The organism is Nocardioides sp. (assembly GCF_035576065.1).
Classification (GTDB): domain Bacteria; phylum Actinomycetota; class Actinomycetes; order Propionibacteriales; family Nocardioidaceae; genus Nocardioides.
This window is the reverse complement of sequence record NZ_DATLWX010000047.1, coordinates 1-19,735: the sequence shown is the minus strand read 5'-3', so window position 1 is coordinate 19,735 and position 19,735 is coordinate 1. Positions and strand designations below refer to the sequence as shown.

The 19,735-nt window shown below is 66.6% G+C and carries 16 protein-coding genes, 1 tRNA gene and 2 pseudogenes; 11 read left to right on the top strand and 8 right to left on the bottom strand.

Annotated features, from left to right (window positions below; translation table 11 throughout):
* Positions 1–11: 11 nt before the first annotated feature.
* The gene (locus tag VNJ48_RS21725) at positions 12–1,472 is read left to right on the top strand and encodes a DUF7059 domain-containing protein (protein WP_325605883.1); all 1,461 of its coding nucleotides are present in this window, start codon (positions 12–14) and stop codon (positions 1,470–1,472) included.
* A 13-nt stretch (positions 1,473–1,485) separates the two neighbouring features.
* Here VNJ48_RS21725 and VNJ48_RS21720 read toward each other — a convergent pair whose 3' ends face one another.
* Positions 1,486–1,833, bottom strand: a complete 348-nt coding sequence (locus tag VNJ48_RS21720; RefSeq protein ID WP_325605882.1) for a DUF1330 domain-containing protein — start codon at positions 1,831–1,833, stop codon at positions 1,486–1,488.
* A gap of 182 nt (positions 1,834–2,015) precedes the next feature.
* Between VNJ48_RS21720 and topA the strand changes: the two genes are divergently transcribed.
* Both topA and VNJ48_RS21710 read left to right on the top strand, forming a co-directional pair.
* Positions 2,016–4,733, top strand: coding sequence for a type I DNA topoisomerase (gene topA / locus VNJ48_RS21715; RefSeq protein ID WP_325605881.1), 2,718 nt, complete (start codon positions 2,016–2,018; stop codon positions 4,731–4,733).
* A 2-nt stretch (positions 4,734–4,735) separates the two neighbouring features.
* Positions 4,736–5,134, top strand: coding sequence for a hypothetical protein (locus VNJ48_RS21710; RefSeq protein ID WP_325605880.1), 399 nt, complete (start codon positions 4,736–4,738; stop codon positions 5,132–5,134).
* A gap of 10 nt (positions 5,135–5,144) precedes the next feature.
* On the opposite strand, the gene VNJ48_RS21705 is transcribed toward VNJ48_RS21710, so the two are convergent.
* Positions 5,145–5,906 (bottom strand): PLD nuclease N-terminal domain-containing protein, encoded by a 762-nt coding sequence (locus VNJ48_RS21705; RefSeq protein ID WP_325605879.1) that lies wholly within the window; start codon positions 5,904–5,906, stop codon positions 5,145–5,147.
* Between the two features lie 83 nt (positions 5,907–5,989).
* Between VNJ48_RS21705 and tmk the strand changes: the two genes are divergently transcribed.
* The 4 genes from tmk (at position 5,990) to VNJ48_RS21685 (ending at position 9,591) form a co-directional block, all read left to right on the top strand.
* Positions 5,990–6,622, top strand: a complete 633-nt coding sequence (gene tmk, locus VNJ48_RS21700) for a dTMP kinase (RefSeq protein WP_325605878.1) — start codon at positions 5,990–5,992, stop codon at positions 6,620–6,622.
* Positions 6,619–7,791 (top strand): DNA polymerase III subunit delta', encoded by a 1,173-nt coding sequence (locus tag VNJ48_RS21695; RefSeq protein WP_325605877.1) that lies wholly within the window; start codon positions 6,619–6,621, stop codon positions 7,789–7,791. The genes tmk and VNJ48_RS21695 overlap by 4 nt, the downstream gene beginning before the upstream one ends.
* A complete protein-coding gene (locus VNJ48_RS21690) occupies positions 7,788–9,347 on the top strand; it encodes an alpha/beta hydrolase (protein WP_325605876.1) in 1,560 nt (519 codons plus the stop codon). The genes VNJ48_RS21695 and VNJ48_RS21690 overlap by 4 nt, the downstream gene beginning before the upstream one ends.
* 168 nt (positions 9,348–9,515) lie before the next feature.
* A tRNA-Thr gene (locus tag VNJ48_RS21685) sits at positions 9,516–9,591 on the top strand.
* 735 nt (positions 9,592–10,326) lie between these two features.
* On the opposite strand, the gene VNJ48_RS21680 is transcribed toward VNJ48_RS21685, so the two are convergent.
* From VNJ48_RS21680 to VNJ48_RS21670, 3 genes are all read right to left on the bottom strand, one after another.
* A complete protein-coding gene (locus tag VNJ48_RS21680) occupies positions 10,327–10,986 on the bottom strand; it encodes an endonuclease/exonuclease/phosphatase family protein (protein WP_325605875.1) in 660 nt (219 codons plus the stop codon).
* 337 nt (positions 10,987–11,323) lie between these two features.
* Complete coding sequence (locus VNJ48_RS21675) at positions 11,324–12,250, bottom strand: site-specific integrase (protein ID WP_325605874.1); 927 nt, start codon at positions 12,248–12,250, stop codon at positions 11,324–11,326.
* A 353-nt stretch (positions 12,251–12,603) separates the two neighbouring features.
* Positions 12,604–12,891, bottom strand: coding sequence for a helix-turn-helix domain-containing protein (locus VNJ48_RS21670; RefSeq protein WP_325605873.1), 288 nt, complete (start codon positions 12,889–12,891; stop codon positions 12,604–12,606).
* Positions 12,892–13,843: 952 nt separating this feature from the next.
* Here VNJ48_RS21670 and VNJ48_RS21665 point away from each other — a divergent pair.
* Positions 13,844–14,530: a hypothetical protein gene (locus VNJ48_RS21665; RefSeq protein ID WP_325605872.1), complete on the top strand. Its 687-nt coding sequence runs from the start codon at positions 13,844–13,846 to the stop codon at positions 14,528–14,530.
* Complete coding sequence (locus tag VNJ48_RS21660) at positions 14,523–14,981, top strand: hypothetical protein (RefSeq protein WP_325605871.1); 459 nt, start codon at positions 14,523–14,525, stop codon at positions 14,979–14,981. Before VNJ48_RS21665 ends, VNJ48_RS21660 begins: the two co-directional genes overlap by 8 nt.
* Positions 14,982–14,993: 12 nt before the next feature.
* On the opposite strand, the pseudogene VNJ48_RS21655 reads toward VNJ48_RS21660, so the two are convergent.
* Positions 14,994–15,408: pseudogene (locus VNJ48_RS21655) on the bottom strand (hypothetical protein); the annotation flags it as partial.
* A gap of 313 nt (positions 15,409–15,721) precedes the next feature.
* Here VNJ48_RS21655 and VNJ48_RS21650 point away from each other — a divergent pair.
* Positions 15,722–15,904 (top strand): hypothetical protein, encoded by a 183-nt coding sequence (locus VNJ48_RS21650; RefSeq protein ID WP_325605870.1) that lies wholly within the window; start codon positions 15,722–15,724, stop codon positions 15,902–15,904.
* A 987-nt stretch (positions 15,905–16,891) separates the two neighbouring features.
* Positions 16,892–17,791, top strand: coding sequence for a hypothetical protein (locus VNJ48_RS21645; protein WP_325605869.1), 900 nt, complete (start codon positions 16,892–16,894; stop codon positions 17,789–17,791).
* 111 nt (positions 17,792–17,902) lie between these two features.
* On the opposite strand, the gene VNJ48_RS21640 is transcribed toward VNJ48_RS21645, so the two are convergent.
* Positions 17,903–19,519 (bottom strand): exodeoxyribonuclease VII large subunit, encoded by a 1,617-nt coding sequence (locus VNJ48_RS21640; RefSeq protein ID WP_325605868.1) that lies wholly within the window; start codon positions 19,517–19,519, stop codon positions 17,903–17,905.
* A 75-nt stretch (positions 19,520–19,594) separates the two neighbouring features.
* Positions 19,595–19,735, bottom strand: a pseudogene (locus tag VNJ48_RS21635) (IS630 family transposase); the annotation flags it as partial.

Here is a 19,735-nt window from a genome sequence, read left to right as displayed (position 1 = left end):
ACACTGTGCCCATGACTGACGTCTCTCCGGTGCTCCCGCTGGCCGCGGACCTACGCGGAGCCCTGGTCGCCGCGGACTTCACCTACGACGCGGTCGCCGACCTGCTGGGTCCCCAAGCGCACCGGGCGCTCAGCCGCAACGAGACGACTCCAGGTGTACGCCGAACGGCGGACGGCTCCGCACTGAGCACGCTGACCCGGCTGTTCCTCCTGCAGGCGCCCGTCGCCCGCGAGGACGCCGAGCGCGCGTTGCCCGGGCTGGTGGACCGGCTCTGCAACGCCGGTCTGCTCGAGCAGAGCGTCGGCGAGGTGGCGGCGCGCATGGACTGCCGGCCCTACTCCTCCGACGACGTCGACCTCTGGGTCGTCTCCGACCTGACGCCGGGCCTCGACGGCGCCCCGACGCGTGTCGGGAGCGACCACGTGCTCGGGATCTCCAGCGCGTCGACCAGCCTGGCTCAGCTCACGGTCCGCCGGGACGTCGGCCGGGCCCTGGACCTGGGCACGGGCTGCGGCGTACAAGCGCTGCACCTGGCCACGCATGCGGACGAGGTCGTCGCCACCGACGTCAACCGGCGCGCACTGTGGATGACGCGGCTCAACGCGGCCCTCAACGAGGTGTCGGTCGACGTGCGGGAGGGCTCCTTCTTCGAGCCGCTGGCGGGGGAGAGGTTCGACCTGATCGCGACCAACCCACCCTTCGTGATCAGCCCGGCCACCGGGGAGCGGCTCGTCTACCGCGACTCCGGACTGCCAGGCGACCGGGTCGTGGAGGACATCGTCCGCGGCGCGCCCGCTCACCTGACCGAGGGCGGGTTGTGCCAGGTCCTGGCCAACTGGTCGATCGTCGACGGCACCGACTGGGACGAACGCCTCGCCTCCTGGCTGAGGGACGACTGCGACGCCCTCGTCATCCAGCGCGAGGTCATCGACCCGAGTGAGTACGTCGAGATGTGGCTCAAGGATGCGGGCGTGCACGGCACTCCCGACTACCCGAGCCGCTACGACACGTGGCTGTCGTGGTTCGACGACCAGGGCATCGAGGGCGTCGGCTTCGGCTGGATCAACCTCCGGGCCGGGGGCAGCGGCCGCCACCGGCTCGAGGAGTGGCGCTACGACGTCGAGCAGCCCATCGGCCCGGCGATCGCCGACCACTTCGACGCGACCCGCAGCGAGGTCAAGCTCGCGTCACACCTCCTGGCGCGCGTCGACGTGCTCCAGGAGACGCAGGGGCCTCCCGGAGCCGAGGACCCGGCCACCATCGTGGTCCGGCAACAGCGCGGTTTCCGCCGGGCGCGGCAGGTCGACACGGTCGAGGCCGCGCTGATCGGGGCCAGCGACGGTGACCTGTCCGTCGGCCAGATCCTCGGTGCGATCGCCGAGATCACCGACGCTGACGGCGGCGAGCTGCGGGCGACGTACCTGCCGGTCGTGCGCGAGCTCGTCGACGAAGGTTTCCTCACTACGACCTGAGTCTCGGCGAGACTCAGGTCGTAGCGGCGAGCAGCAGGGCAAGCCCGTCGGTGGCGCGATAGCCCGGCGGCACCCCGTCGACGATGGCAGCGACGCCGTTGGAATGGCTCGTGCGCAACGGCAGGATCGCCTGGTAGTCGGGCGACTCGTACCACCCACGAGCGGACTCGTGGTCGGGGAACTCGATGACGACCACGGACCCGTCCCACTCGCCCTCGATGCCGTCGATCTCCCCACCATGGACCAGGAAGCGGCCGCCGAAGGGGGCGAGGGTCGTGTCGATGGCGGACAGGTAGTCGATGATCGCTTCGCCGAAGTCCACGTCGCGGAGGTAGGCGACGGCGTAGGCGGATGTGCTCATGGTGGGCTCCTCTTCGTTGGTGTGATGAGGGCTCAACTGTCGGTCCGCGGGGTCGCCGACGCCATGACGCGCAAGGTCATGGTCCCGAGGCCCCGCGCCATCCACAGCGGAGAGCGGAAGTGGCCGACTGGATCTCACGCGCTACGGTTGCGGCGATTCACCACCAGGAAGCAGGAGTTCACGTGGCACACAAGCTCGTCATCGTCGAGTCGCCGAAGAAGGCGCAGATGATCGGCGGCTACCTCGGCAGCGGTTATGTCGTCGAGTCGTCCATCGGTCACATCCGCGATCTGCCGAACAACGCTGCAGACACGCCGGCCAAGATCAAGGACAAGCCCTGGGGCCGGCTCGCCGTCGACGTCGACAACGGGTTCGAGCCCTACTACGTCGTGCCACGCGACAAGAAGAGCCACATCGCCAAGCTGAAGAAGCTCCTCAAGGACGCCGACGAGCTCTACCTCGCCACCGATGAGGACCGCGAGGGTGAGGCCATCGCCTGGCACCTCCTCGACGAGCTCGCTCCGAAGGGCATCCCGGTCAAGCGGATGGTCTTCCACGAGATCACCAAGCCGGCGATCCTCGCCGCCGCCGACAACCCCCGCGAGCTCGACATGGACCTCGTCGAGGCCCAGGAGACGCGCCGCATCCTCGACCGGCTCTACGGCTACGAGGTCTCGCCCGTCCTGTGGCGCAAGGTGATGTCCGGGCTGTCCGCGGGTCGCGTGCAGTCGGTGGCCACCCGGCTGGTGGTCGACCGCGAGCGCGAGCGGATGAAGTTCAAGCTCGCGTCCTACTGGGACCTCGAGGGCACCTTCGACGCGGGCAGCAAGCACGAACAGCGCATGTTCCCGGCCAAGCTCCACTCCCTCGACGGTGCCCGCGTGGCCCGCGGCAGCGACTTCGGGCAGGACGGCGTCCTCAAGAAGAGCGAGATCGTCCACCTCGACCGCTCGCGCGCCGAGGCACTCTCCGCGGCGCTCGCGGACACGACCTTCGACGTCCGCTCGGTCGAGTCCAAGCCCTATCGCCGCTCGCCCTACGCCCCCTTCCGCACCACGACGCTGCAGCAGGAGGCCGGCCGCAAGCTCGGCATGAGCTCGAGCGTCACGATGTCGGTGGCGCAGCGGCTCTACGAGGGCGGCTACATCACCTACATGCGAACCGACTCCACCACGCTCTCGGGCGGCGCGATCAGTGCCGCACGCGAGCAGGTGCGTGAGCTGTACGGCGCCGAATACGTCCCCGACGCACCGCGCACCTACGCGTCGAAGGTCAAGAACGCGCAGGAGGCCCACGAGGCGATCCGGCCCGCCGGCGACTCGTTCCGCACGCCCGCGCAGACCGGCCTCACCGGGGACCAGTTCCGGGTCTACGAGCTGATCTGGATGCGCACCGTCGCCTCCCAGATGAAGGACGCCACCGGTCAGTCCGTCTCGATCCGCGTCGGCGGGGCCGCCGCCACCGGCGAGGACGCCGTCTTCTCCGCCAGCGGTCGCGTCATCACCTTCCACGGCTTCCTCAAGGCGTACGTCGAGGGCACCGACGACTCCGGGGCGCGGGACGACCAGGAGACCCGCCTGCCCAACCTGACCCAGGGCGAGCCGGTCTCGGCTGCCTCGATCCAGGCCGCCGGGCACGAGACGAAGCCGCCGGCCCGCTACACCGAGCCGACGCTGATCAAGGAGCTCGAGGAGCGAGAGATCGGTCGCCCTTCGACGTACGCCTCGATCATGGGCACCATCGTCAACCGCGGCTACGTCTACAAGAAGGGCTCAGCGCTGGTGCCGGCCTGGCTGGCCTTCTCCGTGGTGCGGCTGCTGGAGGACCACTTCCCGCGGCAGATCTCCTATGAGTTCACCGCCCGGATGGAGGACGTCCTCGACGACATCGCCGGCGGGCGGCGCGACCGCAAGACCGAGCTCGCCGAGTTCTACTTCGGCGGCAAGGACATCGAAGGCCTGCACACCTTGGTCAACGAGCTGGGCGACATCGACGCCAAGGAGCTCGCGACCTTCCCGATCGGCGAGGGCATCGACCTGCGCGTGGGCCGCTACGGCCCGTACGTCGAAGGGCCCGGCCCCGAGGGCGACGAAGGTGCCCTCGTGCGCGCCAACGTCCCCGACGACCTGCCCCCCGACGAGCTGACGCTGGCCAAGGCGCGCGAGCTGCTGGCCAACCCGGCCGGTGAGGAGGCGGTGCTCGGCACCCACCCCGAGACCGGTCTCCAGGTGGTCGCCAAGAACGGCCGCTTCGGCCCCTATGTCACCGAGGTGCTGCCCGAGGACGCGCCCAAGTCGGCCAAGGCCCGCACCGGTTCGCTCTTCAAGTCCATGTCGCTCGACACGGTCTCGCTCGCCGAAGCAGTCAAGCTGCTCGAGCTCCCGCGCGTCGTCGGTGCCGGTGAGGACGGCGAGGAGATCACCGCGCAGAACGGTCGCTACGGCCCCTACCTCAAGCGCGGCACCGACTCCCGCTCGCTGACCACCGAGGACCAGATCTTCGACATCACCCTCGACCAGGCGCTGGCGATCTACGCCCAGCCCAAGCAGCGCGGTCGGGGTGCGGCCACGCCTCCCCTGAAGGAGCTCGGCAACGACCCCGTCTCGGGTCAGCCGGTCATCGTCAAGGCGGGTCGCTTCGGCGAATACGTCACCGACGGCGAATACAACGCCACGCTCCGCAAGGACGACACGGTCGAGTCGATCACCCTCGAGCGCGCGGCCGAGCTCCTCCAGGAGCGACGCGACAAGGGTCCGGCCAAGAAGACGGCCAAGAAGGGCGCGAAGAAGGCCGCCAAGAAGACCCCGGCGAAGAAGACGATCGTGAAGAAGGCTGCCGCCAAGAAGGCGACGGTCAAGAAGGCGCCGGCGGCGAAGAAGACGGCTGCGAAGAAGGCCTGACGGTGGTCCGCTGGGTGGTCGGGGCCGCGACGTTGGTCGTGGCCGTGATTGCCCACTACGCCACTGCGCTGTCCGCCGTCATCGGCACGTGCCGCGTCAGCGACCAGGCGCAGACGATTCCTGCTCGAGAGTCCGCCCAGGGACGACTGTGCGAGGCGATCAGCCATACGGAGTCCGCCTTCTACATCGCGGTGGCACTGCTCGCGGTCTCAGTGATTCTGGCCGTCGTGCTGGCCGTGCGCTGGTGGACGAATCCACGCATGCGGTTCGTCGGGCTGACTGCCTGCCTGTGGTTGCCGTTGCTGGCCTTCCTTGCCTTCGCCGCGCCCAGCGACTCCTGCTCGGACGAGCAGCGGAGCAAGCTGCCTGAGATCGCCTGCGATCGCGAAGGCAACACCTGACGTCCACCGGTCAGGTAGCCGCAAAGACCGCACTGAGCGCCACACCGACCAGCAGGGCGAGCCCGAACGCCGCCCCTCCGGTCAACCCGACCCGGCGGGGATCCTTCGGACGGAACAGCCCGGTCGGTCCGCCGAACAGGAAGTAGGCCGGAATGCCGAGGAGCGGCACGAGCAGGACCAGCCAGGCCCACGCCCACCGGGTCGCCCGCCAGGGGCGGGGCCCGGCGATCATCATCAGGGTGCCGAGCAGGAGACACAGGTGGAGCCCGAGCAGCCAGCCGGGACCGGCGAAGCCCTGGGCGGTGTAGGGCGAGCTGCGGAACTCGCCTGGGACCACGCGGACGTCGGGGCCCAGTGCAGTGAGGTGGTCCTCGATCGATCCGACGATGACCCGCTCGGGTTCCCTCCTGGCTCGGTCGAGCCACGCGCGCCCGGGCTTCAACGAGATGTTCGACACCGTCGCCGTACGGAGAAAGAGGCCGTCGCGCCACCTGAGGGTGACCTCCTGGAACACCGCGTCGTCCGGGAGCGGCGCCCAGGTCCGGCCGAATGGATCGACCAGCTCGACCTCGCTGACCTGACCCGCTCGCAGGTCACGCGAGAGTTCCGCGTAGGACCCCGGTCGCTCGCCGACGCTCACCATCACGACCAGCGAGCACAACCACCCGAGCGCGAGGCTCCAGCCGACGATGCGGATGCGCTGGGTCGCCCGGGCGATCGCGGCAGCGCGGTCGGTCACGTCGACCGCGGGCTGTGCCTCGGTGATCGCCATGTTCCCCCCCTGCGCTGTGAGCCGGGCCGAAGCCTACGGCAGCAGGCGCTTCCGCGGTCGGTGCTCGCCCGTAGGGTGTGCGCGTGGGCCGACGCGTGTATTCCGACAGCGGTCTCTTCGTCTGCTTCGAGGGTGGCGAGGGCGCCGGCAAGTCCACCCAGTCACGCCTGCTGAAGACCTGGCTGGAGGAGGCGGGGCACACCGTCCTCCTCACCTTCGAGCCGGGCGACACCGAGGTCGGTCAGGCGCTGCGCCAGATCGTCCTCGACCCCGCCACCGGCGACCTGTCCCACCGCACCGAGGTCCTGTTGTACGCCGCAGACAAGGCCGAGCACGTCGACACGGTCGTGCTCCCGGCGCTGGCCAGGGGAGAGGTGGTCATCACCGACCGCTACGTCGACTCCTCCCTCGCCTACCAAGGCGCCGGCCGCGACCTCGTCGTCGCCGAGGTCGAGCACGTCCAGCGCTGGGCGACCGGCGACCTGAGGCCCCACCTCACCGTCCTGCTCGACCTCGAGCCGCAGACCGGGCTCGGTCGCTTCGAGGAGCGCGACCGGATCGAGGGGCAGCCGCTGGAGTTCCACCAGCGCGTGCGCCAGGGCTTCCTCGACCTGGCTGCCGCCGACCCCGCCCACTACCTCGTGCTCGACGCCCGCGGAGCCACCGACGAGATCGCCGAGGCGATCCGCGAGCAGATCTTGGGGTTGCTGCCATGACCATCACGCGGCAGGGGCGCCCGGTCTGGGACGACCTGGTCGGCCAAGGGCCAGTCATCACCTCGCTGCAGCGAGCGGCGACCGGCGACGGCATGACCCACGCCTGGCTGTTCACCGGACCGCCCGGCTCGGGTCGGTCCAACGCGGCCATCGCCTTCGCCGCGGCGCTCCAGTGCGAGACCGGCACCGGGTGCGGGACGTGCAAGTCGTGCCACACCGTGACGACGAGCAGCCACGCCGACGTCCGCATCGTCCGCACCGAGAAGCTGTCCATCGGCGTCGACGAGGTGCGCGACCTCGTGCGCCGCGCGGCCCTGTCGCCCGCCGGGGACAGGTGGCAGATCATGATCGTCGAGGACTCCGACCGTCTCACCGACCAGGCGTGCAATGCGCTGCTGAAGGCGATCGAGGAGCCGACGGCCCGCACCGTCTGGCTGCTCTGCGCGCCCACGATCGAGGACGTGCTGCCGACGATCCGGTCGCGTTGCCGGCTGGTGACCCTCACGACGCCGGCGACCGACGACGTCGCGGCGTTCCTGGTCCGCACCCTCGACGTCAGCCCCGAGCTGGCAGCCAGCGCGGCTCGGGCCAGCCAGGGTCACATCGGCCGGGCGCGTGCGTTGGCCCGTGACGAGACGACCCGCATGCGCCGGCGCCAGGTCGTGCAGATGCCGGCCGCGCTGACGTCGATCGGCGCGTGCATGCAGGCCGCGACCAACATCAGCGAGATTGCCAAGGAGGAGGCCGAGGCCATCACCTCGGAGCTCGACAGCCGCGAGAAGAAGGACCTCGATGCGGCGTACGGCGTGGTCGAGCGCGGTCGTCGCCCACGCGAGTACTCCCCGGCGCTGAGCGGGCTGGAGAAGGATCAGAAGACGCGCGCCAAGCGCCGGGTCCTCGACGTCGCCGACCGGTGCCTGATGGACCTCACCTCGGTCTACCGCGACGCGATCGCGCTGTCGGTCGGCGCCACCGGCGTGCTGGTCAACGAAGAGATGCGCGCCGAGATCGCGCAGATCACCCGACAGGTGACACCCGAAGAGCTGCTGCGCATGATCGATGCGATCTTCACCGCGCGCGAGCAGATGCTGGAGTTCAACGTGCCGCCACTCCTGGCGCTCGAATCAATGATGGTGGCCCTGCGGCTGCCGGGCGGAGCAGGTCGATGAAGAAGCTGTTGGCGTTGGTGGTCGTGATTGCCCTGGTGGCCTCCACGTTCTGGGCGGTCGCGGTGGCCTTCGACCGGACCGAGGATGAGCCGGCCCCGTCGCCCTCGGACCCGTCCGATTCCACCTCGGCCACTGCCGAGCCGACGGACTCATCGGCTCCCTCACCCGAGCTCGAGTCCTTCTACTCCCAAGAGCTCGACTGGGAGGAGTGCGAGGGCGACCTCGAGTGCGCCACGCTGACCGTGCCCCTCGACTACGCCGACGCCGAGGGCGAGACCATCGAGGTCGCTCTCCTCAAGGTCCCTGCGCGCGGTGACCGGCAGGGCTCCCTCGTCGTCAACCCCGGGGGTCCCGGTGCGCCCGGCACCGACTACGCCGCAGCCGCCAGTCGCGTCTTCCGCGAGCCCCTGCTCCGCGCCTTCGACATCATCGGCTTCGACCCGCGTGGCACCGGCGAGTCGGCCCCCATCGACTGCCTCACCGACGAGCAGCTCGACGCCTACCTCGCCTCCGACCCCAACCCCGACACCGCCGCCGAGGAGGAGGCCTACGCCGAGATCGTCCAGGAGTTCGGACAGGGCTGCGCCGAGCGCAGCGGCGACGCCGTCAACCACGTCTCCACGATCGAGGCCGCCCGCGACATGGACGTGCTGCGCGCGGCGCTCGGCGAGAGCACGCTGACCTACCTCGGCGCCTCCTACGGTACGAAGCTGGGCGCGACGTATGCCGAGCTGTTCCCCGACAAGGTCGGGCGGCTCGTCCTCGACGGCGCCGTCGACGTCTCGCTCGACAACCGGCAGCTCGGCATCGAGCAGGCAGCCGGCTTCGAGACAGCGCTGCGCTCCTACATCCAGAACTGCATCGACACCGCCGAGACCTGTTTCCTGGGCGACTCGGTGGACGAGGGGCTCGCGACGATCGATGAGCTGCTGGTCCAGATCGAGGCGGACCCGCTCCCGGCCGACGACGACCGAGAGCTGCAGATCGGCAACGCGTTCTACGGCATCGTCACGCCCCTGTACAACCGCGACTACTGGTTCCTGCTGAGCGCAGCTCTCCGCTCGGCCCTCGATGGCAGCGGTACGGCGCTGATGGAGCTCGCCGACATCTACGCCTCCCGTGGACCCGAGGGCTACACCGACAACAGCTCCGAGGCGATCTTCGCGATCAACTGTCTCGACGATCCTTCCTCGGTGGGCTTCGACGAGGTCGACGACGAGCTGGTGGCGGATTTCGAGGAGGCGTCGCCGACCTTCGGCTCGATCTTCGCCTGGTCGCTGACCGGCTGCAGCGGCTCGCAGGGCACGACCACCGAGGCGCCGATCGAGATCCGCGCCGAAGGTGCCGCCCCGATCCTGGTGGTCGGCACCACCCGCGACCCGGCGACGCCGCTGAAGTGGGCCGAGGCGCTCGCCGAACAGCTCGAGACCGGCGTCCTCCTCCGCCGCGACGGCGACGGCCACACGGCATACAACTCGGGCAACGAGTGCATCGACACCGCCATCGAGTCCTACCTGCTCGAGGGCGACGTGCCTGCCGACCCGACGGACTGCTGAGCCTGAAGTTCGGTCTTCGGACACAGCGGTAGTCCACTGCCACCCAGTGGCAGTGAACTACCGCCATCTCGGCAAGAGCGCTGACCACGGGTACTGATTTCGACCGGCGCCGGTCGGGCGTTATCCTTCTCCAGTTGCCCGGCTGGTCTCGACTGTGCCGGGCAGCACGCCGCCTTAGCTCAGTCGGTAGAGCGAGTCACTCGTAATGACTAGGTCGTCGGTTCGATTCCGACAGGCGGCCCCACGCAAGGCCTCTGACCTGCAGCAATGCAGGTCGGGGTCTTGTGCGCCGGAGTTGGCAAACCTGTAAACGGACCCGAGAACGCAGTCGAATGACCGGACCAGCGGCGGACTTGCGAGGCATTCTCGGGTCGTGCATGTTCAGCGCAGCACTCGTATGGAGGCGACGATGACCAGTGAGGGCATGGGTGGCGAAGACTTCTTCGGCCCCGGGTTCGACCCCAGCGACCCCTCTACTTGGGATTCGAACGAACCATGGCCTTGCGAGGCATTCCTTGAGTGGCCTGGTGGCAGCGAACGTTGTGGGCTCCCGGCTGTCTTTGAGGTCGGTCGGGTCGCAGATACCTCCCTTGGCTTGTGCGCGAGTCATCTAGGACCGGTGCTCAGTACCGCACCCACAGTGGAGTACCCGTTCGTGAGGTGGTCCGCGATCGAGTGGATCGGTGAGGGTGCTCGGCCTCCGCATGCTCTCTCGTTCGACGAGGCTGACGAGCGCTTCGAACGGCTCGCACCCTAGTAGTCGACTCGTCACGGCTTGAGTCTCGTCCGCTACTCCCGGAGTGCCTGGCTGAAGGTAGCGTTGCTAGCGCTTCCACCGGTAAGGACGCGGCCTGACAAGGAGCGCGGGTTACGCGCTTGGTTCTCCCTGGAGGATGTCGCCACGCGTCGTCTGTCTCACTCACAAGCGCTGCGCCCGGCCCCGAGGAGGCCCAGAGCGCGCGCCGCATCAGCGGGCGGTTCAGCGCAGGTCCGAGAGCCTGTCGACCAGTAGCTCCTCATCGAGGCCAGACTCTGTGATCTCCTCCGCCGACGCCCCCGCGTTACGGATACTCTGCATGATTCCTGCGGCGATTGTGCGTCGGCCCTCAAGGGTGTCGAGTTCTCGGTATCCGACGTAACCGGTGGCCTTGCCTAGCGAGTAGAGCGTCGCGAGGCGCGTCAGCTTGTCGCGAGGGCCCAGTAGCTTGTTTCTGGCCTTCATCTGCTTCTCGAGCGTGCCGGCACTCACATTCGAGCGGGTTGGGATGGCGAGCAGCCGAACATGTGACAACCCCCCGAGTGCCCCGGGGTCCTTCGGGAAAATGTGGTCGATGTGGTTTCGAACTTCGTTGATGTCGGCACCCGGCCAGTAGACCGACAGGAACTTGGCATACAGCGGCCGGTAGTTGCTGCGCTCGGGAGCCACCCAAAGCTCGGGAGCCCAGCCCTCGCGCTCCGGCTTCCACACGAACACCTCGCTGATTGGCTTATCCAGAAACGTCACGACTGTGCCGTCACGTCGATAGGTCTTAAACGGGTGTTTTCCAATGAGACAGTCGGGGCTTGCGACACCGATCCACGCCGAGTTCGCAGGACGATCCACCATCTGCTGCAAGAAGGTCCGATGCTGCTCTTCCATCCACACAGGCCAAGACTTTGTAGGGTCCGTCTGCATGCCGGCGACGCTAGCGGACGGGTCCCGGGCCTCCCCTCAACGGCTCTTCCCGACGTATACCCGCCGCTGGCGTAGGTATGGGAATGAACTGTGGTTGCGCACCCGAACCATCAGTTGCCGCCCGCGGGTCAGTACCACGCGCAATGGAGGTCAACACGTCTTCGCGCAGCGACGACCTGGGGACCCCATGGCGTCGCGAACGATCCAAGTTTTGGGGCGACGGGCACGACTTGCAGGGGTCCCCGTGAGCGCTTCGCTCGCTTCTGAGCGCGCCGGCTCTGTGATCGGTGGCCGAATATCCTTAGTCCACAGCACGGAGTCGAGGACGACGCGCTTCAGCATCGGCGTCCGCTGGGACCTCCACGAACATGGCGCGGGGATCGAGCACCTTGACTCCCTCGATGATGACGTAGTGCCGTTGTGTCACGCGCTCATCGAGGTGGCCGCCGAGGTCCGCTGCTCCCGCCAAGCCGTACACGCGCTCAGCCGCCGTCAGGTAGGTGCGACGTAGGGCGTGGGGGTGCATCCACTCAAGTGCTGTGCCGGCCACCAAGGCGCGAAGCGTGGTGCGGACGTTCGCGTGCGTCACGAATGTCCCTCGCTTCGTCACGATAAGGGGGTCACCGGCGCGCGTGTAGTCCAACCTAGCGAGCACATTCGCAAGGATCTCTGCCAGTTGCGGAACCACAACTACGACGCGCTGATCTTGCGACTTCGTCATCTCGAGCAGTTGCCTCTGTCCGACCCGGAACGACTCAGGCAGCTTCTCGTCAAAGACGATTGTCGGCGGGTCGGATCGCAGGTCGACCTTGTCGACGGTTAGCCCAAGAGCCTCGCCGATCCGTACGCCGGTGTAGTACATGATCGCCAAGGCGACGTAGAGGTGCGGCGCAGCACGTGGCCTCAAGGCCGCAGTCCTAGCCATCTCCAGCAGTTCCTGCCACTCCTCGGGCGTCAGGGCCCGAAGCAACCGCGGATTGCGCGGCGAAGCAGTGGGCTTTCTGGTTCCTGCCAGCGGATTCATGCCATCGCGCCGGTGGCCAAAGTCCGCAGCGAACCCGAGAAGCAAGCGCAGAACCTGCCTGGGTTGAGGGCCCTTGAGAGGTATCCGAGATCCATCTTCGTCAAAGATGTACTCGCCGCGTTGGTTTCGCCTGAACAGGTTCCCGTAAAGAAGTTCTTGCACGTCGGCGCGCGTCGTCTCGTTCACGTCCCAGTGCGCGACCATGGGACGAAGGGTGCCGTTCCAGCATCGGCGGTACTGGATCACGCTGTTCGGTGAGAGGCATTGGTTCTCCACCTCGCGGTCCAAGTGCGCGAACCAACGCTCGGCAATCGAGGCCAATGAGCTGGCTGAGTCTTGGGCATCCGTTCGAGCGATAGCGCGCTTGAGATCCACCCAGTGTTCGTGAGCTGCGCTTTCGCACGAGTGCTTGGTGCGGCCCTTGACGTTGAACTCGTGCGGTCGGCCCTCCTGGTCGCGATACCGGACACGGCATTGCCAGGTCGCACCGCGCTTCGTTGCTCGGACACTCCCTCGTTCGCCGGGCTTGATGGCCGGGCGCCCGCGCTTGGCGCCGGTCACGAGGTCGACTCCCGCCTGGCGTCCGCCGCCGCCAGCTGCTCCTGCAGGAAGCGATTTACTTCGGACAGGGGGTAGAGGGGCTTGTTGTCAGCCAGGCACAGCCACTTCGGTCCGTTCGCGGGACCTCGGCCGTATCGCCAGTCGGCAAGGGTGCGCGGAGAGAGCCGGAGCGCATGCGCGACTTCTTCAGATGTGAGGAGCGGACCAGTGGCCAGCAGCGCTGCGTCAAGCATCTGCCGGGGAGTCGGCTTGGACGAAGGCTCGTTGTGCGTCGGGGTAGTCATGCAGACCCTGTGTGCGGGGTCCGTCCGTTCGTGCACCCTGCGATGGGTCGAGCGCTCGTTGAGGCACCCAAGTTGCACCTGTTGTCGGTCATCGCGGTGCACGCAGCAGCGACGCAAGGATGAGGCTCGCAACTCGCCGCACGTTGCTCCACGGCGATCCACGGGTCGCGGCATTGGACCGCGGGCTGGCGCAGGCTGACCGGACACCCTGACCCCTTTGGGATGCTTGCAGTTGAGACGATTACATCTCAGTTCATCCAGCCTCGGCAAGGTCCTACAGCTTGGCCAAGCGGTGAGGATGCGTTCGAGGTCGAGTTGTCCGCGGGCCGCGTCGATATGGGAGACCTAGAACGCTCGTGTTGTGAAACAGATCACGTGCTAGGAAGGGAAGCGGCGTGTTGTCGCGCATCGGCGTACGCCGATGTGATCCGATGTCGCTTGGTGGATGGTGGGACCTGGCGCGGTGCCCGGCCCGACTTCCGAGGGGCCCCGTTGGCGCGGGGCCCCTCGTCTTTATTTTCGGCTCCCGCTTGTTGGCGTGTCTTGGCCGGTCGCGTCGCCGGGGCCCTCTACGCTGCCAAGCGGTTCGGGAGCCCGGCGCGCCAACGTCGCTCGACCGCACATCCGCCCACCTGCACCGCATTCCTAGGACTCCGTCGTGATCCGTCGACCCCACCTCCTCTTGAGGGAGGTGTCTCGTGGCTACCTGGCTTGATGGTGCGCGCCTTCGCAAGCGACTTCAGCCCGAGGTCTACGAGGCCGTCATGGAGTTGCTGGATCAGGGCTGGAAGATCCGCAAGGGCGGTCACGGCTACCGACTGTTCTGTCCGTGTTCCGATGACCCCACAGCGCGTGGGTTTCCCGTACCGGGTTCAGCCGCGAGCGCTGGGAACACAGCGCGGCGTATTCGCAGGAACGCCGAACATTGTCCGGACAGCCACGCGCTCATCAAGTGAGCGCTACACTGTTTCCAGTTGACAACGGAGCCCTTCTTCCCCAGAGTGTGTCAACCACTCACAGGCCCAGCAGCGAGGAACTGATGAAGCAGCAGTTCGAGCTGATCTTCGAGATTCAGCCGATTTCCGAGGACCTCGAGGAGGTCCTCATGTCCGTCGAGGACGCCTACGTCGGCGGCCACGGCGACACCCACCTCGTCACCATGACGGCAGCAGGGGTGGACGCAATCACCGCGGCACTGGACGCTGACAAGAGACTGCGAACCTTGGGCATCGTTCCCCTTCGCCTGTACCCCGACGTCGTTGATCGGGGCGCGATCGCGTCCCGAACCGGGGTGACCCGCCAGGCCGTGGGCAACTGGGTTCGTGGTGATCGCCAAATGGGCTTCCCTGCGCCGTTCCTTCTTGGAAGGAGTGAGGTGTGGTTGTGGGGCGAGGTGCGCGAGTGGCTACTTGAGAATGGAAACCTCGTCGACGACGACGGTCTTGGCCGCCCGACCCGCCGGGACCACACCGTCGTCGACTACCGGCTGGAGACACGCTGTGGCGTGCGGGCTGACTTCCAGGCCGGTGCCTTGATGACGATGACGGTGTCGCGTCCAGTCAGGGCTGAGGTGTCCTTCGGTCAGTGGAAACCTGTGATGATCACGACCGCAGACGAACGGACCGCCTCCGGTGTCTGAATCGGAGGCCGAGATCGGTTCGGTCGAGGAGCTTCTTGAATCCACCAGGATCATCGACGTCTTGTTCATGGAGCTCAATGCAAGCCGCATCGAGTCCTCGCATGAGGAGTCGGCGGAGGCAGAGCGCGACCTCGACCTAGCTACGATGCTTCGCCATGAAGGCAACGAACTCGACGTTCGCTTCCTGCTGGAGTTCAAGGACAATGCGGCCAGCTATCGAGTTGACGTCGTTGCTCGATACTGCGTCGAAGATGACCGCTCGATACCGCCAAGGGTGAGTTCCGAGTTCATTGAACGAGTCGCGGCCTTCGCTGCTTTCCCCTTCCTCCGCGAAGCGCTCGCCACTAGCGCTGCTCGGCTGCGGGTTGATCCTCCGATCCTAGGGATCCTCCGCCAGGGCGACATCAAGGTCTCCGAATGGCCCAGCGAGGATGCGCCCGCCACGTCCTGATGCCGTGCGGCAAACCAGGCCTTCGCTCGGGCGAGGAACGCGGCACCGGTGTTCGTCGGCGAGCGGTTCTGTGTACGCCAGTCTCGAGAACCCCGTCGACAGCCGAGTGCAGGTGCAGATGTCCATAGCCGCGCTTCGCGCCTGCTGGCTTGACCCGGTCGGCGGCTTAACCTCACCGCTGCCACGACCGTGAATCCGCCACCTGCCTCCGTCGGGAATCCGCCCGACCCTCTTGACGTGCCAGCGAGCAGCAATCTTCCCCGGTTTGCGGTTGTTCGCGCCGCTCGCGCCGATGAGCTTCCGCTTGCCCAGCCCGATTGACCCATTTCAGGCGCAGGCACGGGAGATGCCCATCTCGGCTGCTACATAAGGCTACGGGGCGGGTCCGGCACCGCTCAATCAGCCTCCGTCTACCCTCAGCCGACAGCGGCGCATTGCGGTGTGTGTGTCACCCGTCGTCACCCTAGGCGTCCGGCGACCTACGGCCCCTCCTGACAGGCTCGCGGAACTCGTCGAGGTCCCCAGCGTTCGGCTTTAACGCCTCCCATCGGAATCGGCTCCGACGCTGCGGCTTGCTCGCGCGTGACCTCAGCCGCCTCCCTGTAGAGGGTCACCTCGATCGCTACACCACCCTCGCCATCACTCGTGGTCTCGAAGCGGGTACCCAGACCAGCCCCTGCGCCAGATCCCAGCCCATACCGGCACTCCCGCTGATGGGGACGTGATGGCACAGGTAGAACATGACATCAAACGAGATCGACCCCGAAGAGTTGGCCATGGAAGAAACGCTGGCGGAACTGCACCGCGCCGGCCTGGTGGAGCGCTTAGTGGAGCGGCGCGCCGGACGCTTCATCTACGTCACGCCCGAACATGTTGACGGCCGCCCAATAGTGCCGAGGCCGAGGCCGGTGCGCCGGCCCTAGTGGTCTGCGGGCGTACGGGTGGTCGTGCTGTGCCCACGACCCAGACCATGTCGGTTCGGTCCCTGTGGAGCTTGCTACGCATCCTTCACCAGTGGACGGGGAAGGTGCGGTAGTCGTCGTCCAGCTCATCGAGGAGAGCAAGGGGGTAGCGAGGCGAGTGGCTGTTCCACACCGTCACGCATCGGTGCCCTGGAGAACGGCCATGCGTTCACTCCAGTAGAACGGCGAAGACGGCAGCAGCCTGCGCTGAGCGAGCACCTCGAGAACGGTCCTGCGTCTCTCTTCGAGATCGACAAGGCGACGCGTCCAACTCTCAACCCGCTCGGCACGCGTGGCCGAGGCGGCGGGGTCACGCGCACCGGTCACACCCGCCAGAGCGACGTGTTGATCGACGGGACCTTCACCGACGAGTTCACCTACGACGTGCTGGCCCCCGATCCGCGCTGACGTGCGGGCACGGGTTGCCGACCTCATGTGGCGCTGAGGACGAACTCCTCGATCACGGTCCCGGCCCGGGAGCTCATGCGAGCGCCGAAGTCGTCCTGGACTACGCTGGAGGGCCCATCGGGGTGGACCAAGCAACAACACAGTCACCGTCACCAGCATCTACACCGACGTCACGGTGACCGAGAGCAACTCCGTGGTCACCATGCCGAGGGGTGCGAGTCTCGTCGTGTCGGGAGCCAACACGACGCTCAAGGCGTCTGGTCACCTCGGTGAGCCTCTACTGAACCCGGCACGCGACACCCAGTTAGCGCCATGGGCGGCGCCATCTGGGTCGACAGCACCGTGGGCGTGGGTAGTACCTTTTCGTTTTGGCTGCCCCTCCGAGATCAAACGGATTAGCCTGCGCTGGACGAGATACCCGATGAGTTTGCGCAGCCCGAGCCTGAACTGTCAGGACGGCTCAAAGGCTGTCTGCCTCTGTAGAACCAAAGCAAACCGACACAATCCTGGTTATGCGTCACGTCAGTCCCGGGAGGTTCAATGGCGACACACAGACGGAGAGAGCGGTACTTCCATGGTGGGGTGCCTGGCCTGAGAACGCGGTCCGAAATCCTCTCGGCCGATAGCCTTGGCCTCCGGTACAACTACGACCGGCGCACGCTCGTCCCTGGGAGTGTCCCCTACGACCCGTCGCTGGTGTACTTCACGACCGACCTGAGCGTCGCAATCGGGTTCGCTGCCCGCTACGTCAACCACGTTACGGGCGCCACCGGAGGAGGATGGGTCTACGAGGTGACCCCCAGCCGGCAACCCCACCCGGACCCGGACTTCCCGTTCCACCCCGACGTGTACCGGATGGCACCGCGAGCCACCGTGCGCAAGATCGTCAAACGCAACGTCATCCTGACCCGCGTAGAGCAGGTGCAAATGGAGAAGCACCACCTCGTATGGGCCGGTCGCGATGACCGCATGTACGACGAAGAGGGCTACCTCCTACCTTCCGACGAGATGGCGGCTCGCGGAGTCACCGGACGCATGCTCCGCGCCTACGGACGATGGTTGCCCGTTGAGATGGTCGATGCCGCTGGGATCTACTCGGCGCTCCCTGGGCGTGATGTGGGAGACGTCCTCATCGAGGACATGTACGCCCGCATTCCCGCCCTCGCGGAGCGGTCCCTCCATCCGCTGTTGTTGACAAGCGACCTGGCTCCGATCTGTTCCTCCTGCGGCTATCAGCCCTCCGATGCAATGTCGGCGATAGCCCACCAGATCGGCGAGGACTTGTGTCTCGCGATTGGGCGAGGGTGCCCGCCAGAGACCCTGCCCGCGGTCCTTCGGCAGCTGGCGCGTCACGGGAAGGCGGCTCGGCCCGATGAATGGGAATGGCTCCGTCTCTACAAGACAAGCCACGACTCGAGCTCAGCACAGCCGATGGCCTGACTCACGAGACAAGCATGAGCTCCGTCCTCGGTCTCCACGACAGCTACAACTGGCCCAGCCCGTCAGGCGCAGAGCACTCCTCTGTCCGGTCCGTACGGTGCCCCAGGACAACTAGTCCTGCTTGGCTCGTTCCGATAGCGAACCTCGGACGGGCCGAGGGCTGCTGACAATACAAACGAATTCCTCATCCAGCGAGGCCTCTCCGGTGAGAACGATCCGGAGAGTGAGCGAACTCCGTTTCAGCACCTTTCGCGTGGTCTGAGAGATCTGTTGGAGGCAGCGATCCGCTTGGCTCCCACGCCGGATACTCCGCAGGGTTGCTGGATCGACGTCGCCCCGGTAGACCACTTCGCCGCGATGGATTTGGTCGCAGTCGACCGTCGATTCCACGACCTGTTGCCAGGATCCGATCGTTCCAACACACGCTCCTGGTTGTACGCGAGCGTCGTTCACGAAGGCATAGCCCGCCGCGAGCATCGCAATGGTCACGACGCCGCCGAGAAGCGTGGCAGTGACCGCCGCCCAGCGCCCACGCCGCCGATGCCCGCGGGTGCGGTAACAGCCTGAGAGCCCGAGCGCGAGTGCCACCGGCCCAAGGCACGTGAGCGAGGCAATGAGCGCGCACAAGGAAACCTTGTCGAACGGACGCGACCACCACCGCGGGCTGCTCGGACGCATCGGCGGCGGTGCGGGCCAAGATGCCGGGACAGGTGCAAAAGGCTTCGGGGCCGCTGGTGGGGTGCCGCGGGCCTCAGTGTTCCTAGCGGACGGTCTGGCGGGCTGGACCGCTTCGTTAGTGAACGGTGGCGCCGCGCGGTCGCGTTGCACTTCGTGACGACGTTCCCTAGCCCGCTCCGCGGCGATCTTCTTGCCTTCCTGCAGGGCAACCGCAGCTTCGCCCGGTACCGCGAACGCGAAGTTTGCGACCATGTCTGCCAAGTGCTGATCGCTGCGGTGGCCGATAGCGGTCGCGACCGGGATGGAGCAATCTCGGATGGCCTCGGCGAGTAGCAGGTCGTCGAAGCCGCGCAGATCCGACCAGCTGCCTCCGCCCCGGACGATGACAGCGATGTCGCCTTGATCCGGGGTAAGCCCATAGAGGACACCGCAAATCTCTTCAACCATGCGTGGCCCCTGTACGGGTACGTCGCGATACTTGACGCTGATTCGTTGCTCCGGGGAGCAGTCGAGGTTGATCCGGCCAGTGAAGTCCTGTTGCCCCTTGGTCCCTCGCGACGTGATCAAGACAATCGAGTTCAACGACCCGGGGTGTTCGGCGATCTGCAACTTGTCGGCGTACTCGAACGAGTTCTTCTCGTAGTCGGGATCACCGGTCAGTAGCTCCGCGTTCTTGCGTCGACCCCGCTCGTACGGGCCAAACTCCTCCACCCATGTCAAGAACCTCGTGTCGAGGAATGGCTGCCCGTCACGTTGGCCCAAGCGGCCTGCGAGTTTCAGGACCTGTCCGACTTTCACCCAACCACTACCGGACTGGTGACGCGGTTTCGCGAAGCGGGCAACGCGGTACGGGATCTTCGCCGTGATGACATCTCCAGTGGTCTTGCCCTTAGAGATTACGAGCGTCGCGAACAGCGCATGCCTTCGTGCCTGCGGTGAGACCCCGACCACTTCACCGATGAACGACATCCCCCCTACGCCGTCGTCCTGCGGTTGGAACTGCAGCAGCTTTTCTGCAAAGAGATGATCAGGATCCTGTTGTTCTGACACCTACGCCCCCCGAGATTTGCTAGTCGTGCTATTGCACCGCTCACCCTAAAGGCCGGTGCCGACAGTGCCTGGCCGCTAGTGGTCCGCATTTGAAGTCTTCACTCGTTTGGCCTTCTTGAGGATCTCGTCGGCTGTTTTGGTCCAGACGAAGGGGTGGGAGCGGTCGTTCCAGCCGTTGATGTAGCCGCGGATCTTGGTGTTGAGGTCCTTGACCGA

What these genes read in the sequence shown, in the direction of transcription:
- VNJ48_RS21725 (WP_325605883.1), top strand. Translation starts at nt 12, where the DNA reads ATGACTGACGTCTCTCCGGTGCTCCCGCTGGCCGCGGACCTACGCGGA.
- VNJ48_RS21720 (WP_325605882.1), bottom strand. Translation starts at nt 1,833, where the DNA reads ATGAGCACATCCGCCTACGCCGTCGCCTACCTCCGCGACGTGGACTTC.
- VNJ48_RS21705 (WP_325605879.1), bottom strand. Translation starts at nt 5,906, where the DNA reads ATGGCGATCACCGAGGCACAGCCCGCGGTCGACGTGACCGACCGCGCT.
- VNJ48_RS21695 (WP_325605877.1), top strand. Translation starts at nt 6,619, where the DNA reads ATGACCATCACGCGGCAGGGGCGCCCGGTCTGGGACGACCTGGTCGGC.
- VNJ48_RS21690 (WP_325605876.1), top strand. Translation starts at nt 7,788, where the DNA reads ATGAAGAAGCTGTTGGCGTTGGTGGTCGTGATTGCCCTGGTGGCCTCC.
- VNJ48_RS21680 (WP_325605875.1), bottom strand. Translation starts at nt 10,986, where the DNA reads ATGGAAGAGCAGCATCGGACCTTCTTGCAGCAGATGGTGGATCGTCCT.
- VNJ48_RS21675 (WP_325605874.1), bottom strand. Translation starts at nt 12,250, where the DNA reads ATGGTCGCGCACTGGGACGTGAACGAGACGACGCGCGCCGACGTGCAA.
- VNJ48_RS21670 (WP_325605873.1), bottom strand. Translation starts at nt 12,891, where the DNA reads ATGACTACCCCGACGCACAACGAGCCTTCGTCCAAGCCGACTCCCCGG.
- VNJ48_RS21650 (WP_325605870.1), top strand. Translation starts at nt 15,722, where the DNA reads ATGACATCAAACGAGATCGACCCCGAAGAGTTGGCCATGGAAGAAACG.
- VNJ48_RS21645 (WP_325605869.1), top strand. Translation starts at nt 16,892, where the DNA reads ATGGCGACACACAGACGGAGAGAGCGGTACTTCCATGGTGGGGTGCCT.